Here is a 14966-nt window from a genome sequence, read left to right as displayed (position 1 = left end):
TCTTATCAGCGTTGGTTAGTCTTTAGCGATGGTGATATTCACCAGATCAGCTGCTTCACGGGCCGTGGCAACGGCAGACTCAATGGTCTCGCCACGAGCCAGTGCTACACCTAAACGGCGCTTACCGTTGATGGTGGGCTTGCCGAACAGGCGTAAATCAGTCATCGGCTGACTGAGAGCCTTATCCAGATTGCTAAAACTAATGCGGTTGCCCTCACCAAAGCCCAGGATGACCGCTGAAGCGCTCGGGCCATAACAGCTGACATTTGGTATGGGTAAGCCCAGAATCGCCCGGCTGTGTAAAGCAAACTCTGACAGATTCTGCGAAATCAGTGTGACCATGCCGGTATCGTGTGGGCGCGGGGAAACCTCACTGAAAATCACCTCCTCACCACAGACAAACAGTTCTACGCCAAATAAGCCATAGCCACCCAGTGCCCCGGTAATTTTATCCGCTATTTGTTGGGCTCCAGACAGAGCAGCGTCACTCATCGCGGTGGGTTGCCAGGAATACTGGTAATCGCCGTCTTTTTGTATATGGCCAATGGGCGGGCAGAATGTTACGCCTTGCCGCGTGCGCACGGTCAGCAAGGTAATTTCGTAGTCAAAATCCACATGTCCTTCAACGATCACTTTGCCCGCTCCGGCTCGGCCACCTTCCTGTGCATACTGCCAGGCGTGTTCAATATCGTCAGGGCCGGTTAGTCGACTCTGTCCTTTGCCTGAGGAGCTCATAATAGGCTTTACAAAGCAGGGATAGCCGATGGCCTCTATTGCTGCGACAAATTGTGCCTTATCGCTGGCGAAGCGGTACGCCGACGTCGGCAGGGCTAATGTTTCTGCGGCCAGGGTGCGAATGCCCTCGCGGTTCATAGTGAGATTAACCGCATTAGCGCTTGGCACTACAGTAAAGCCTTCTTTTTCGAGTTCAACCAGCTCAGCGGTAGCGATGGCCTCTACCTCTGGCACGATCAGATCCGGCGCTTCTTTCTCTACTACCTCACGCAGTGCTTTGGCATCCAACATGGAAAACTGATAGCTGCGATCGGCTACCTGCATGGCCGGAGCGTTGGCGTAGCTGTCACAGGCAATCACTTCGCAGCCCAGACGCTGGCATTCTATCACCACTTCTTTACCCAGCTCACCACTACCCAGTAGCAGCACCTTTTTAGCCTGAGGTGTAAAAGGCGTACTTAGTGTTGTCATTTGTCCTCCTTTTTGGGCAATACCCAGTAAATACCGTGAAACTCTGCCACCGGCTGAGTATCGTCCAGCACTTCAACTTCCAGCTCCAGACGGCATTTCTTACCTTTTTCCAACAGGGTGAATTTGCCTTTAAGGCGTTCAATATTACACACTGCGCGGGGCTTCATAGTGATGGGTTTATGGTAGTGGATATTGCCATCGCCAAGCACGATGTCGCCATCCAGACCTTTATTTTTGAGCTGTAGAAAAATCATCCCCCAGCCGGTTAAAGTGGCCAGCGAGAAAATACTGCCGGCAAACATAGTGCCGTGGATGTTGATATTTTTATTTAGCGAGGCCCGGGTTTCCAGCGTTTTGCCGGTATACTGATGCAGCTTGATGCCCATATGCTCAGTAATCGGGATGGTTTCGGTCCAGGTATTTTGCAGTTCCTGGCACCATTCGGGGTGTAACACCAGTAAGGAAAAGTCGTCCAGCTTCTTCACCATTTGCTGGCGTTTCAGCAGGCCCAGTTCATTAGGCGCCTCCCGCTCTACTTTAAAGCCACAGGCCTGAAAGAAATCAATGGATATCTCCCGGCTGTTGGTAACAGCACGAATGGCACCTAGTTCTCGGGCTACTGCTTCCAGTGCGTTAAGCATAAACTGGCCGAGCCCCCGGCGCTGGTAATCGCTGTGTACTGCGATATGACGGATTTGCGCTTCTTCGGCGGTGTTTAAATGCACCCGGCCACAGGCAATAATATCGCCGTCATTATTCACCACCATGCGGTGTTCGCTGACTTGCTCGTACTCGTCTCTTTCTGAGCCCGGAGGGAAATTCCATGGCTGGCGCAAATACTGCCAGCGGAAATGATAATAAGCCGCCAAAGCATCATCGGTTTGCGGTGTGACTATTTTGAACACAGCCTTACCTCAAATTAAATTAGGGCCCACATTAAATCTTAAGGCTCTACCAACAGCAAGAGGCGAACCGGAAAATTATACCTGTAGATGGAAGGTGACCGGACCATTATTGATTAACTGAACCTGCATGTCGGCGCCAAACTGCCCACTGGCAACCGGAATATCCATGGTTTGTAACCGCTGGATAAACGCTTCATACAAGGCGTTGCCTAACTCTGGTGTGGCACCGCGAGAAAAGCCTGGCCGGTTACCTTTGCGGGTGTCGGCTACCAGAGTAAACTGCGATACGACCAATACGGCGCCGCCAGTTTGCCTGATATTCAGATTCATCTTGCCATCTTCATCACTGAAGATACGGTAATTTGTTAACTTCGTGGCGAGCTTTTCCACTTCAGCCTGGGTGTCATTTTTTTCCACACCCAACAGGATGAGGATCCCCGGGCCAATCTCGCCCACTGTTTCGCCCGCTACGGTCACGCAGGCTTCGTTTACGCGTTGAATGAGTCCAATCATAGATGTGCTAGCGCTTTAAAATAAATTGATGGGTTGCCTCGCGCAGTGCCATAGCAATTGCTGGTTCAGCACTGCTGTGGCCTGCGCCGTCAATCAGCAGTAACTTACTGTCTGGCCATCGCTGATGCAAGGCATAGGCGCCCTGAGGTTTGCAAACCGTATCACAGCGGCCGTGAATTATCCTGCCGGGAATGCCGGCCAGGCGATGCGCCTGCTGAAGAATTTCATTTTCGCTGATAAAGCAGCGGTTGGTGATGTAGTGCCATTCCAGTACTGCCAGGCTCAGCATCAATGGGTGGGCAGACTCAGGTTGCACCTGCTCGCCCGGTGAATGCACCCTGGCAATCGCTTCCTCCCATTGGTACCAGCGGATAGCCGCCTGGTGACGCCGGCGCTCATCCGCTCCTGAAAACACCTTGCTGTAATGGGCCAGAACAGCGGTAAAACTGGTGGGGTTTTCAATTTCTTCAATAAAGCGCTGATAAGCATCCGGGTAAATTTGCGCTGCTCCGCCATCAGGGGCCAGAAACCATTTAAAATCTTCTTCCCGCGCCAAAAAAATCCCACGCAGAATAAGCCCGCTCACTGTTTCAGGCTCGCGGACTGCCGCAAGCAAGGCCAGGGTAGTGCCCCAGGAACCGCCGAACATAAGCCAGCGGGTGATACTGAGATGTTCGCGTAGCCGGGTTATGTCGGTAAGTAAATCCTGGGTGGTGTTATGACTCAGCGACAGGTAGGGTTGAGAACGCCCGCAGCCGCGCTGCTCAAAGCCGATAACATGATAGGCACTGAGATCAAAAAAATGAGTATAACGAGTGCCTAATCCGGCGCCGGGCCCGCCATGGATAACCAGCACAGGCTCGCCGTTCGGATTGCCACTTAGCTCATAGTAAACCCGATGGCCATCACTGCCGGAAAGTAAACCATGTTGATAGCATACGCCGGACATAGACAAGTTCTCTTACAAATCAGAAAGGTGAAATGATTGTATCTCAACCCTAATTCATTTAGTTTAAACAGTAAAAGAGTATTTAACCGGAGTTATCATGGCTGGACAAGGTTCTGGCGGCAACGTAATTGCCGCGATTTGTAGTTTCTTTATTCCTGGTTTAGGGCAACTGGTTCAGGGCCGGATTATGGCGGCCTTATTCTTCTTTGTGGTGACTGCAGTAAGTTATGCACTGGGCGCCACGGTCATTTTATTCTTTATGTGGTTTGTCGGCGCAATCTTTCACTTGTGGGCTATTATCGACGCGGCCAGGTTCAGAGGTGTTGATTAAACATGAACAGGTTATTGAAAGCCAGCCTGGTTGCGCTGTTACTAGGCTCTTTGACGGCTTGCCAGAGTGCCTATTATGCCGCCTGGGAGAAGGTGGGGGTAGAAAAGCGTGAGATTCTGGTCGACCGGGTAGAAGATGCCCGTGAATCCCAGCAAGAGGCTGAAGAGCAATTTACCTCTGCGCTTGAAGAGTTTTCGGCTCTTATCCAGTTTGATGGCGGCGATCTGGAAGAAGCGTATCAGTCTCTTAACGACCAGTACGAAGCCAGTCAGGCTGCTGCAGAGGACGTAACTAATCGCATTGATAAAATCGAAAGTGTGGCAGATGCGCTGTTTGATGAATGGGAAGCTGAACTCGAAGAGTATAGCAACGCCAGTCTGAAACGCACCAGTAAACAAACGCTGTCTGAAACCCGGCTCAAATACAACAAGATGGTACGCGCGATGCGTAAAGTCGAGAGCAGTATGGAGCCGGTATTAAGTACGCTGCAGGATAATGTGCTGTTTCTCAAACATAACCTGAATGCCAGTGCCATTGGTGCGCTGCAAGGGGAACTTAATAATATCGAGCGTGACGTTAAAACCCTGCTAACTGATATGCAAAGCGCTATTGCTCAGTCCAATAGCTTTATCGCCGATATGAATGGCGTTTAACCCAACTTAGTCGACCTTTCATCGCAATTCTTACTACATAAGTAGTAAGAATTGTTCTCAATCAATATCCCTGCCAGACATCTTATGCATGATTACCACCAGTGAGAGTAGAGGTGGTAGTGATAAACTGCGATGAATGCATTAGTTGCAAAATTAAAGAAGCTGTCTGATTTTGTGGGGCAGACCCGCGGACAGGAATATTTCGAACTGTTAGTTCTGGCGTTGTCAGAAATCATCGAATGTGATTTCGTTTTCATCGGACAGCCCAACAATCGGGCTAAGCGTTGTTCTACGGTGGCAGTATCTGCCTTTGGCCGGATCAAGGAAAACTTTACCTACGAGTTAAGCAATACGCCTTGCGAAGCGGTCACCAATTCCGGTGTGTGTTGCTATCAAAGTAAGGTGACGGAGCTTTACCCTGAAGACCAGCTACTCAAGGATATGCGCGTTGAGTCGTATATCGGTATGCCGCTGTACAGTGCGCAGGGCAATGTACTGGGGATATTAGTGGCAATGCACACTTCCGCTATAGAAAGTGTGGCCGAAATCACCGCCTTATTTGAAATTATCGGCTATCGAATCGCTGCCGAGCTGGAGCGGGTAGAGCAGGATCGATCACTGAATATGCTGTCGTCGATTTTCAGTAATTCAGCCGAAGCCATGCTGGTAACCGATGCCGATTTAAAAATCATTGAAGTTAATCAGGCCTTTTGCGATATGTTCGGTTATAGCCGCGCAGAAGTGCAGGGACTTGAACCGCAGTTATTTTCCTCCGGTTTACATGATAAGTCCTTCTATCGGAACTTCTGGTTTAAAGTGTTTAAAAAAGGCGTGTGGCAGGGTGAGATAAAAAACCGTCATGCCGACGGCTCTGTATTAGAGCAATGGGTTTCGGTGAATCAGGTTCGCGATGATAACGGCCATATCCATCATTATACTGCGATTTATACCGACTTAACTGAGCTCAATAAAGCCCAGGCAGAAAACTTATACCTGGCCAACACCGATCCGCTCAGCGGTTTGTCGAGTAAGTCCTTTCTGGCCGAAGAACTCAAATCGCCGGGCTGTAAAAGCCTGTTGATAGTGGGTATCGATGGGCTCAGATACCTTAATGATGCATACGGCTTTGATGTTTGCGATGAATTGATTCGCAGTACCGCCAGAATTATTAAGGAGCAGGTGCACGCCGACTGCTACGTGGGTGGCGGCCCGGGTAAGTTTGTCTTGTTGTTTAAACGACCGGTGGACCTTTACGCCGTCGCCGATCAGCTGCGAATGCATTTTCGCCATCATCAGGTCTCCACAGCGGATATCAGCGTTTTTGTATCGCTGTCTTTTGGTGGCGCCCGGGGAAAAACCGATCTGCTGCGGTTAGGTGTCACTGCACTGCGTCAGAGCCGGGAATCAGGTGACTTAAAATGTATTGTACTGGAACAGGATGCCATTGCGGCGGAAAGTCAGCAGCATTTACTGTTTGTTGAAGCCAACAATATTATTCACAGTGCGGTTAATCAGCAGCTTATTGTGCCGTATTTTCAGGGGATCCATGATAATCAGTTGGGCATTGTTACCCACTATGAAGCGCTGGCACGCATTCACTACAACGACCAGGTGCTAAGCCCTTACAGCTTTATCGATGCAGCCAAAGTGGCAGGCATGCTGCCGCTGATTACCCGCCAAATAGCCCGCCAGGCGTTTAAGATCATGAGTCATCATGATTATACCTTTTCACTGAATATTACCGAGTTTGATCTCAATGCTCAGTATCTACAGCGCTTCCTGGTGGAGTTGTGTCAGCAGTATCAGATTGCACCTCAGCGCGTAATTCTTGAAGTGCTTGAGGGTATTAGCAGTGCAGGCAAAAACAGTCATCTGAAACAGCTTAAAGCCCTTAAAAATGCTGGCTTCAGGCTTGCTATTGATGACTTCGGTACCGAACATTCTAATTTCGAGCGGATCCTCGACTTAGAGGTCGATTACCTCAAAATCGACGCCAAATACATTAAGAATATTCACACCGACGCCAAGAGCTATGAGATCGTCAAGGCGCTCAGCTTCTTTTGTCGCAACAGCGGAATAAAGTGCATTGCTGAATTTGTTCACTCTATTGAAGTTCAACAGTGTTTGTTGGCGCTTGGAATAGACTATAGCCAGGGCTTTTTGTTCTCGCGTCCGGAGTCATTTGGCGAACACCAGGAGCAGGGCGATGTGAGGGTGGAATTTGATAACCAGCATCCTAACCTGGTGCACTTACAGCTCAACGGGCATATTCATAAAGCCATGCGCTTTACAGACGCTTTCCGGCGTTGTCTGGCTGAGCGGGAGCAACCCGTTGCTTATGGATTATTTGATTTCAGGCATTCGGATTTTTTTCAGATGGGAGAGTCTGATCTTATCGACCGTGCCCGACTGGCAGCTATTGAGCCTCAGTATCAACAGTTTGAAAAAATAGCGTTGCTGGTGGAAGGGCAGTATTCACAGAAGATGGCAGCGGTATGGTGCCGGCATGTGATGGAGGTGTTTGAGGTACGTTGCTTCATTGATGAAGCATCCGCCAGGCAATGGCTGCTCGGAGATAGCCGGCTAAGCTTAATTGCCTAGGGCTAAAAGCAGGAACCGTGCGCCCTGAAGATTAGCTGGCAGTTGATGCAAACTAACCTTCCGGGATATCGCTCTCATCATTGTCAGGCTTATCATCCCGCTCTTCGGGGAAGGCTTCGTCCAGACTGCAGGTAAATTCGGCACCTACCAGCACCACAATCCACGACAGGTAAATCCACAGGAACAGCAGTGGCAGTGCGGCCAACGCGCCATAGATAACCTGATAAGACGGAAAGCTGGTAACGTAAAAGGCAAAGCCTTTTTTGCTTAGTTCAAACAACATGGTGGCCAGCACCGCTCCGCCTAAGGCGTGAAGTACCGGGACGCGGCGATTCGGCACCAGCATATATAAAATGATAAACGCTGCCAGGGCAGTAAAGCTTGGCACCAGTTCGAGCAAAAACGTGCCCAGTCCTGGCGTATATTCTTCAGCAAACTCGGCCAGGCCTACCAGGTAGGACGTCATCACCACGCTAGCTCCCATCAACAGTGGCCCGAGGGTAATCACCATCCAGTAAATGGCAAAGGTGTAAATAATCGGCCGTTCACTCTGGGTACGCCAGATGCGATTAAGCGTTTTATCCACATTGGAAATAAGCAGGATGGCAACAAATAGCAGCGAAAGAATCCCCACTGCGCCCATTTGCGAAGCGTTACCCACAAAATCGCTCATGTACTCATGCACCACATCACTGGCAGTGGGCACAAAGTTACTGAAGATAAACTGCTCGAGCTTATTGCGTACGGTGGCAAAGGCCGGAAAGGCCGACAATATGGTAAAAAATACCATGATGAAAGGCACCAGCGACAACAGGGTAACGTAGGCGAGGTGGCCCGCGGATATAGTAATATTATCCGTTTTACAGCGGGTGATGAACGTTGTAGCGAATTTCTCCAGATTGGGCTGGTATTGCTCCCAACGGGCGCGTAATTCTGATAATGCCACTCTTGTTCCCTGTAGGTTCAACTAGATCAATAGTCTACCTGCGCTGGGTGAGGGAGCAACCGTTTTCTTAGCTGCCCCTGGATAAGTTGGCCTACTAGCCGCCGTTTTGCGGTTTTACGCCCAGCATGTGACAGATAGCGTAGCTCAGCTCACTGCGGTTAAGAGTGTAAAAGTGGAAGTGCTTAACACCTTCTTTCGCCAGTACCTTAACCTGTTCCATAGCGATGTTAGCACCCAGCAGATTACGGGTAGTTTGATCGTCAGCATCAAGGCCTTCATACAGTTTGTGTAACCAGCCGGGTACGTGAACGTTGGTAAAACCCGCGAACTTCACCAGTGTCTGGTAGTTGGTGACTGGCAGGATACCCGGCACGATGTCTAAATCGATACCTGCAGCGGCGGCTCTGTCGCGGAAGCGCAGAAATACGCCGGTATCGAAGAAAAACTGGGTAATTGCTTCACTGGCACCGGCCTCAGCTTTACGCTTGAGATTAAGCAGGTCAAACTGGGCATTCGGGGCTTCAGGGTGTTTTTCCGGGTAGGCGGCCACCGAAATATCAAAGTCGTGAACGTCTTTTAACAGGGCAACCAAATCAGAGGCGTACATATCTGTTTTTTCAACGCCTTTGGGTAAATCGCCGCGTAGCGCAACAATACGGCGAATACCGGAATCCCAGTAATCGCGGGCAATTTGTTTTAATTCCTCTGCTGAGGCATCAACGCAGGTCAGGTGCGGTGCAGCGGTAACGCCTGTTTGTTGCTGAATACGCTTTACTACATCATGGGTACGATCGCGCTCGCCACTGTTGGCGCCATAGGTTACCGACATATACGCAGGCTTCAACGGCGCCAGACGCTCAACAGACTTCCACAGGGTTTTTTCCATGTTCTCGTTGCCGGGTGGAAAAAACTCAAATGACACATCGATATCGCGTAATTCTGACAAAGACTGATTTAGGGCATCGATCCCCTGCGCGTATGACACCATGGTGATATATTCTCAATTAGACGTTTAGACGTCTAAACTAAAGAATATATGTCTAGACGTCAAGCAGTTTACACTGCTCAATTGATGTTTTCTGTGGTTTAATACCTTTATAGCGAATATTTTGGTTAAATTGCACGGTGAACGCAGCAGCATGACGAACTGGATGGCCGCACCAATGCCGGGTAACCGAGTCGATCAGGAATTTGCTGTACAGGTATATACAAATTTTCTTATTACAATAATGATAGCAGAGCTGGGAAAGAGCATGGCAAAGTGGGACGGAAAATATATTTACCCTTACGCAGAGCACGGTAAAAAAAGTGAGCAGGTTAAAAAGGTCACGGTGTCGATTCCTATCAACGTACTAAAAGTACTGACCGATGAGCGTACCCGTCGTCAAATTAATAACCTGCGCCACGCCACTAATTCTGAATTATTATGCGAAGCATTCGTTCATGCTTTTACTGGTCAGCCACTGCCTGATGATGAAGATTTGCGTAAAGAGAATCCGCACCGGATCCCGGCTGAAGCGCGCCGTATTATGGAAGAAATGGGTATTGATGTAGATTTTGAGGAAAACGAACTCGATAACGATTAATGCTCGGGGAATGAGCAGTAAAAAAGGCCGCTGCAGCGGCCTTTTTGTTTTCGGAGTTTTCTGTCGTTACATGCGGTCCAAGGGACCGGGTAGCGGCTTAAGCCTTAATGGCTTTGTACATTTCATCCAGCGCTTTTGGTACCGCAGCCGCGTATTTCTTAACATCTTCAATGCGACCGGTACTCACCCGTGACCATTGCTGATAAGTGCGGTACTGACCACGAATAAGGACGTCCTGCGCTTCCATCGCTTTGCGGAATGCGTTGGCATCGCCGTCGTCACCGAGATTCACAAACACAAAGTTAGTGGTAGACGGTAACGCGCTTAAGCCGTTAGCTTTTACTGCATCCATGATGATGTCGCGACCTTCTTTGACTTTCTGGCGTGAGAAATCCTTAAAGGCTTCATCATTGTAGCTGGCAATGGCAGCAGCCAGACCAGCCTGGTTAATTGAGTAGCCACCCAGACCATACTTGTTGATGAACTCCATGTTCTCTTCGCTGCCGAGCATATAACCAACCCGCATACCGGCTAAGCCATAGATTTTCGAGAAAGTACGGGCAACAATGATATTATGACCTTCGTTGATCAGAGGGATCATTGAGTGCTTTGGACCATCGTCAATCAGTTCGTTATAGGCTTCGTCTACCAATACCAGCGTCTTTTTCGATGCCTTGATACAGAACTCGCGAAGCGCCTTTGGATCCAATAGTTTACCGGTAGGGTTATTCGGGTTACAGATGTGTACCATGGCAATGTCATCATCGATGGCATTGTAGATGGCATCCAGATCAATACTCAGATCGGCTTTGTTCGGTACCCGCACAAGTTCCGGACCGCCCTGACGAACAGGCGCCATTGACGTGGTGTCCCAGAATAAGTCGGGGCCCAGAATTTTGCCTTTACTGGTTGCAGCAAAAGCTGCAAAAGCCAGGATCAGGCTTGAACCTGCGGTGATTGAAACGTTTTCTGGTTTCAGGCCGTTTGATTCAGCCAGCATATCGCGTAAATACATACCTGCACGGTAGGCGTAATAAGCACCACCGGTGCTACTTGCTTCAGCTATGGCTTTCAGCGCCATATCGCTGGGGCCATAAGGATTTTCGTTGGCGTTCAGTTTTGCCACGCCCGGTGTTGGCCCATACATAATTTTCGGCGATTGCATTGGTTGCGCTGCGGCTAAGCCGGCAGGCGTGATAAGACCCGTAGCACCAGCGGCCGAAGCGGCCAGTGAGCCTCCTAAGAATAATCGTCTTGATGGATTATAAGTCATAGACTGTTCCTCTTATTTTAATGTGTGAGCTTTATAACGCTTTGGCAAACATAGCGACTGATACAATCACCAGGTAAATACCAAACAGGCGTTTAAGCATTTTTTCACTAAAGCTGTGTGCCATTGATGCACCAATCGGTGCGGTCAGAATTGAACCAATACTGATCGCTAGCAGAGCCGGCAGATTTATATAGCCAACCGTGCCAACGGGCATGCCCTGTGGATTGGTGTTTTCCATAAACAGGAAACCAATTGCACCGGGTAAACCAATTAAGAACCCAACACCAGCAGCCGTCGCTACCGCTTGTTGAATGGTACGGCGACACATCACCATGGTGATAACTGTCGGCGTGCCACCACCAATACCAAGCAGTGCAGAGAAGCCACCAATGATAAAAGCAAGAACACTTTTGCCCACGCCTTGTGGCATCGAAAAAGTCATCCCGGGACGAACTACAAATTCAGGAAACAGGAAGTAAACTGAATAGAGTAAAACGCCGCCGGCAAAAACCATTGTCAGGCCATTACTGCTGGTGTGATTAGCGATGGCTACACCGCCAAGCACGCCGAGTATGATCCATACTGACCATGATTTAAGCATGTCAAAATCGACTGCCCCACGTTTCTTGTGTGCTAAGACTGAACGAGCACTGGAAATAACAATGGATGCCAATGAGGTACCAATAGCTACTTTTACTAACTCTTCAGAATTGGGGGTAAAGAAAGGAAATACGGCGAGAAGGGCTGGGACTACAACAAAACCACCTCCGTTGCCAAAAAGGCCAGAAGTTATGCCTGCGACCGCGCCCGCAACGCACAAAGTGAGGACGAACCAGACGAGTTCAATCTCCATAACAACAGTGCTCCACTAGTTAAATAATTATTCGGTTTTTTATTATTTTTATACGGTAGAAATTATAACGTTTTGTGCGGTTTGTCGCCTTGATAGCGATGAGTGACCTGATAAAGTCGACCAGCCTAGAGGCTGGTCGATAACAGGTTTAATTTCAGAGATAAGCTGCTTAGAAGCTCATGTTGAGGCGCATGTAGTAGTAACCACCCTGCCAGTCAACGATAGAGTCAGAACGGTAGATACGACCACAACATGTCTCGCCAATCTCACCCGCATCCGGGTAGTTGTCGAACAGGTTACGGGCACCGGTTGACACAGACAGCATCTCGCTGATGAAGTAAGTACCTTCTAAGTCGAACATGACTTCAGGCTCAAAGATCTGGATTGCAGACACCTGGCCGCCACCATCAGAGTTTGAGTAACCACCGAAGTAGTTCATACGAGCAGTAAATGACATATCATCCATAGCGTGTTTTAAAGATAAAACACCACGCGTGGCTGGCGTGCCATTTAAGAAGTCATAGATAGCTTCGTTGTTGAAGTAAACCTGCGGATCAGAGTTAAAGTTCTGGTCGGCAAAGTTCATTGAAGCTGTGATAGTGGTATCACCGTACTCAGATTCAAAGTTATAGGTACCAACGATATCAATACCCTGAGTTACCGTATCGAATGCGTTCTGGAAGTAGAATACGCCACCGATAGTGTTAGCACCTTCTACACCTGCAGCATCAAGTGCCAGGTAGCGTTCATAAGCGGCTAAATCAGCTGTATAACTTTCTGATTCAGGATCAGTTGGTTGAAATGTTGACACATCCAGAGTCGAGATCGCATTTACGCGGTCCTCAAGCAGGATGCGGTAGTAATCCACTGTTAAAGTGAAGTTACCTACATCAGCTGTAGCACCCAAAGTAAAGTTGGTTGAAGTTTCTGGATCCAGCGGTGAAGCACCCAGCGCCTGAGCTGTTGCACTGTTAGCTGGGAACAGACCTGTCGCAACCGGGAAGCCGTTAGGCAGACGGGTTGATACGTTGGTGGTACCTTGCTGACCTGGAGTCGGAGCACGGAAACCGGTACCGAATGATGAACGAATCGCGATTTCGTCAGTTACCTGGAAAATACCGGCAATTTTGTATACCAGCTCAGAACCAAAGTCAGAGTAGTCTTCGTAACGAATCGCCGCCTGGGCGAATAATTTATCAGTGATGTCACCAGAGATATCAGCATAAACAGCGTAAGAATCACGCTCATAGGTACCTGTAGAAGCGTCTGAGTAACCAGGGAAGCCGTTTGAACCTACACCAACAGCCTGGAAAGTAGGGTCGATACCCTCAAAGCCATCAACCGGATTATCATCATCGTCAGTTGCGCTGGTAGTGTTGGCGCAGTTCATACCAGCAGCGAGAGCGGCTGCCACTGCTTCCTCAGACGCTAAGCCATAACCGATATCCTCGCGTGAGCAGAATCCAAATGGGTCAGGCACAGAGTGAGGGCCTACTGCAACTGATGCGGCATCACCAGCCGATATTTCGTAGGATTCTTCCATGTAGCTTGCACCAAACGCCAGCACGTATTCAGCCATATCATAGGTAAAATCTGCCTGGAATTGCAATTCGTCATTGCTGAGATCCCCCGGCTTAAAGGAAGTGGGGGAGGCATCGCCCATTGACGGGTTGATGGTGTTTTTCAGGGTATAAGAAATTTCGTTGTAGCCATAACGACCACTGATGTCATAACCTAATGAACCGGTCATGCCTTTTAAGCCTGCTGCAAAAGAGTAATCAGTGATGTCACCGAAGAAGCGAGGCGTAAAACCACCCGGGAATTTTTCCAGCGGGCTGTAAATTGTACCGTCGATTTCGCGCAGATCTTCGATGGTGCCGTTGCCCGGGTAACGATAGAAGAATGAACCATCGCCCTCACTTTCTGAGTAATTGGCGAAGGAATAAATTTCCATATCTGAGTTCAGCGCATAGCCAGCGTTTACGAATACTTTTGCGCCGCTGTAGTTTGGCTGACCCCAGGGTTGTACCTGTGGTGAACCGTGTACTGAATTGCCCATTGCTTCTGCTGCAGCGATGTATTCATCACTTTGCTCGTCTACACAGAACCAGCTTTCACAATATTGCTCACCGCGGTAAGTCGCTTCTGAATCTGTCACTTCTGCAGAGATGCTTAAGAAACCGTCGTCACCTAAAGAAAAACCTTTGTTACCACTGATGGTGTACTGGTCGCCGTCACCTTCGTAATACTGGCCAACATCCAGTGATAATGAACCGCCTTCGGCATTGTTTTTAAGCTGGAAGTTGATAACACCAGCGATGGCGTCAGAACCATACTGTGCTGCCGCACCGTCTCGCAGCACCTCAACACTGCCTAGTGCAGCTGAAGGAATAGTGGCAATATCCGGGCCCTGGGTACCAGAACCACCAATTTCAACTAATGCTGCGCGGTGGCGGCGTTTACCGTTAACCAGAACCAGGGTTTTGTCGGTTGGCAGGCCACGTAATTGCGCCGGACGAATAAAAGTACCACCATCAGATATTGGCTGACGGGTCAGGGTATATGATGGAACGAGTGTCATCATGATGTCGTTCATGTCTGATGACGCCACACCAGTAATGTCTTCAGCGGTTAATACATCTACCGGTACTGGAGAGCTGGTTACGGAGCGAGGTGCACCACGGGCACCCACAACTGCGATTTTCTCAACATTCTCTTCCGCTGCCTCTTCTTCTGCTAATGCAGAGGTTGCGACAGTCATCGAAAGCGAATAACCGGCAAGACCTGCCAGTATTGCTGCATTTAATTTCTTGAGTTTCATCATGTATTCCCTAAATTGTCATATCGCTATGATCTTTTTAGGTGCAATTACAATAGGCGTGAAATCACGGCACTGGCTAAATTTGCCCCAAATTGGTTCGTAAAAGCACCAAATTTAAACATTATTTGGACTTAATGAGCGCGTCAGACGTTGCTGACGACAATACAGAGACTAAAAAAAGAGCAAGTGTTTCAGGAAGAAAAAAGAATGTTGAGGGTTATAAAGAAAATATTGAGGTGTGAAAAAATTATATTAAAAACAAAGGTTTAGTATCATCTATAGCAAATAAAATATTTTATAATAAATGAGAGGGCTACAAAAACTTAACA

At 48.8% G+C, this 14966-nt stretch carries 13 protein-coding genes; 4 read left to right on the top strand and 9 right to left on the bottom strand.

All coding sequences use genetic code 11. The features are described from left to right. Positions 1 to 15 precede the first annotated feature (15 nt). The 4 genes from purT to pip form a co-directional block, all read right to left on the bottom strand. Entirely contained in the window at positions 16 to 1206 is a 1191-nt protein-coding gene (purT, locus tag C6Y40_RS12940; protein WP_105934936.1) for a formate-dependent phosphoribosylglycinamide formyltransferase, read from the bottom strand. Then, positions 1203 to 2111: a bifunctional GNAT family N-acetyltransferase/hotdog fold thioesterase gene (locus tag C6Y40_RS12935; RefSeq protein ID WP_105934935.1), complete on the bottom strand. Its 909-nt coding sequence runs from the start codon at positions 2109 to 2111 to the stop codon at positions 1203 to 1205. The genes purT and C6Y40_RS12935 overlap by 4 nt, the downstream gene beginning before the upstream one ends. Positions 2112 to 2186: 75 nt before the next feature. Continuing rightward, the gene (gene dtd, locus C6Y40_RS12930; RefSeq protein ID WP_105934934.1) at positions 2187 to 2624 is read right to left on the bottom strand and encodes a D-aminoacyl-tRNA deacylase; all 438 of its coding nucleotides are present in this window, start codon (positions 2622 to 2624) and stop codon (positions 2187 to 2189) included. Positions 2625 to 2631: 7 nt separating this feature from the next. Next, positions 2632 to 3573, bottom strand: coding sequence for a prolyl aminopeptidase (gene pip, locus C6Y40_RS12925; RefSeq protein ID WP_105934933.1), 942 nt, complete (start codon positions 3571 to 3573; stop codon positions 2632 to 2634). 97 nt (positions 3574 to 3670) lie between these two features. On the opposite strand from pip, the gene C6Y40_RS12920 reads away from it, so the two are divergent. The 3 genes from C6Y40_RS12920 (at position 3671) to C6Y40_RS12910 (ending at position 7158) form a co-directional block, all read left to right on the top strand. Next, positions 3671 to 3904, top strand: coding sequence for a hypothetical protein (locus tag C6Y40_RS12920; protein ID WP_105934932.1), 234 nt, complete (start codon positions 3671 to 3673; stop codon positions 3902 to 3904). A gap of 2 nt (positions 3905 to 3906) precedes the next feature. Beyond that, the gene (locus C6Y40_RS12915) at positions 3907 to 4557 is read left to right on the top strand and encodes a DUF2959 domain-containing protein (protein WP_105934931.1); all 651 of its coding nucleotides are present in this window, start codon (positions 3907 to 3909) and stop codon (positions 4555 to 4557) included. Positions 4558 to 4689: 132 nt separating this feature from the next. Next, positions 4690 to 7158: a sensor domain-containing phosphodiesterase gene (locus C6Y40_RS12910; protein ID WP_105934930.1), complete on the top strand. Its 2469-nt coding sequence runs from the start codon at positions 4690 to 4692 to the stop codon at positions 7156 to 7158. Between the two features lie 52 nt (positions 7159 to 7210). Here the strand turns inward: C6Y40_RS12910 and C6Y40_RS12905 are convergent, their stop codons facing one another. Together C6Y40_RS12905 and metF are read right to left on the bottom strand one after the other, a co-directional pair. Further along, positions 7211 to 8104 (bottom strand): virulence factor BrkB family protein, encoded by an 894-nt coding sequence (locus C6Y40_RS12905; RefSeq protein WP_105934929.1) that lies wholly within the window; start codon positions 8102 to 8104, stop codon positions 7211 to 7213. A gap of 94 nt (positions 8105 to 8198) precedes the next feature. After that, on the bottom strand, positions 8199 to 9092 hold the full coding sequence (metF, locus tag C6Y40_RS12900; protein ID WP_105934928.1) for a methylenetetrahydrofolate reductase: 894 nt from the start codon (positions 9090 to 9092) through the stop codon (positions 8199 to 8201). 265 nt (positions 9093 to 9357) lie between these two features. On the opposite strand from metF, the gene metJ reads away from it, so the two are divergent. Further along, positions 9358 to 9690: a met regulon transcriptional regulator MetJ gene (gene metJ, locus C6Y40_RS12895; RefSeq protein WP_105934964.1), complete on the top strand. Its 333-nt coding sequence runs from the start codon at positions 9358 to 9360 to the stop codon at positions 9688 to 9690. A gap of 97 nt (positions 9691 to 9787) precedes the next feature. Here the strand turns inward: metJ and C6Y40_RS12890 are convergent, their stop codons facing one another. The 3 genes from C6Y40_RS12890 to C6Y40_RS12880 all read right to left on the bottom strand — a co-directional run bounded on the left by C6Y40_RS12890 (position 9788) and on the right by C6Y40_RS12880 (position 14637). Next, entirely contained in the window at positions 9788 to 10963 is a 1176-nt protein-coding gene (locus tag C6Y40_RS12890) for a pyridoxal phosphate-dependent aminotransferase (RefSeq protein WP_105934927.1), read from the bottom strand. Positions 10964 to 10994: 31 nt separating this feature from the next. Beyond that, positions 10995 to 11816 carry a sulfite exporter TauE/SafE family protein gene (locus tag C6Y40_RS12885; RefSeq protein ID WP_105934926.1) on the bottom strand — a complete coding sequence of 274 codons (822 nt, stop codon included), beginning with the start codon at positions 11814 to 11816 and terminating at the stop codon, positions 10995 to 10997. A 169-nt stretch (positions 11817 to 11985) separates the two neighbouring features. Then, positions 11986 to 14637, bottom strand: a complete 2652-nt coding sequence (locus tag C6Y40_RS12880; protein ID WP_170308481.1) for a TonB-dependent receptor plug domain-containing protein — start codon at positions 14635 to 14637, stop codon at positions 11986 to 11988. Positions 14638 to 14966: the final 329 nt, after the last annotated feature.

The organism is Marisediminitalea alba (assembly GCF_002993365.1).
GTDB classification, from domain to species: Bacteria; Pseudomonadota; Gammaproteobacteria; order Enterobacterales; family Alteromonadaceae; genus Alteromonas; species Alteromonas alba.
The sequence above is the reverse complement of the archived record's forward strand: the minus strand, read 5'-3'. Positions and strand labels throughout refer to the sequence as shown.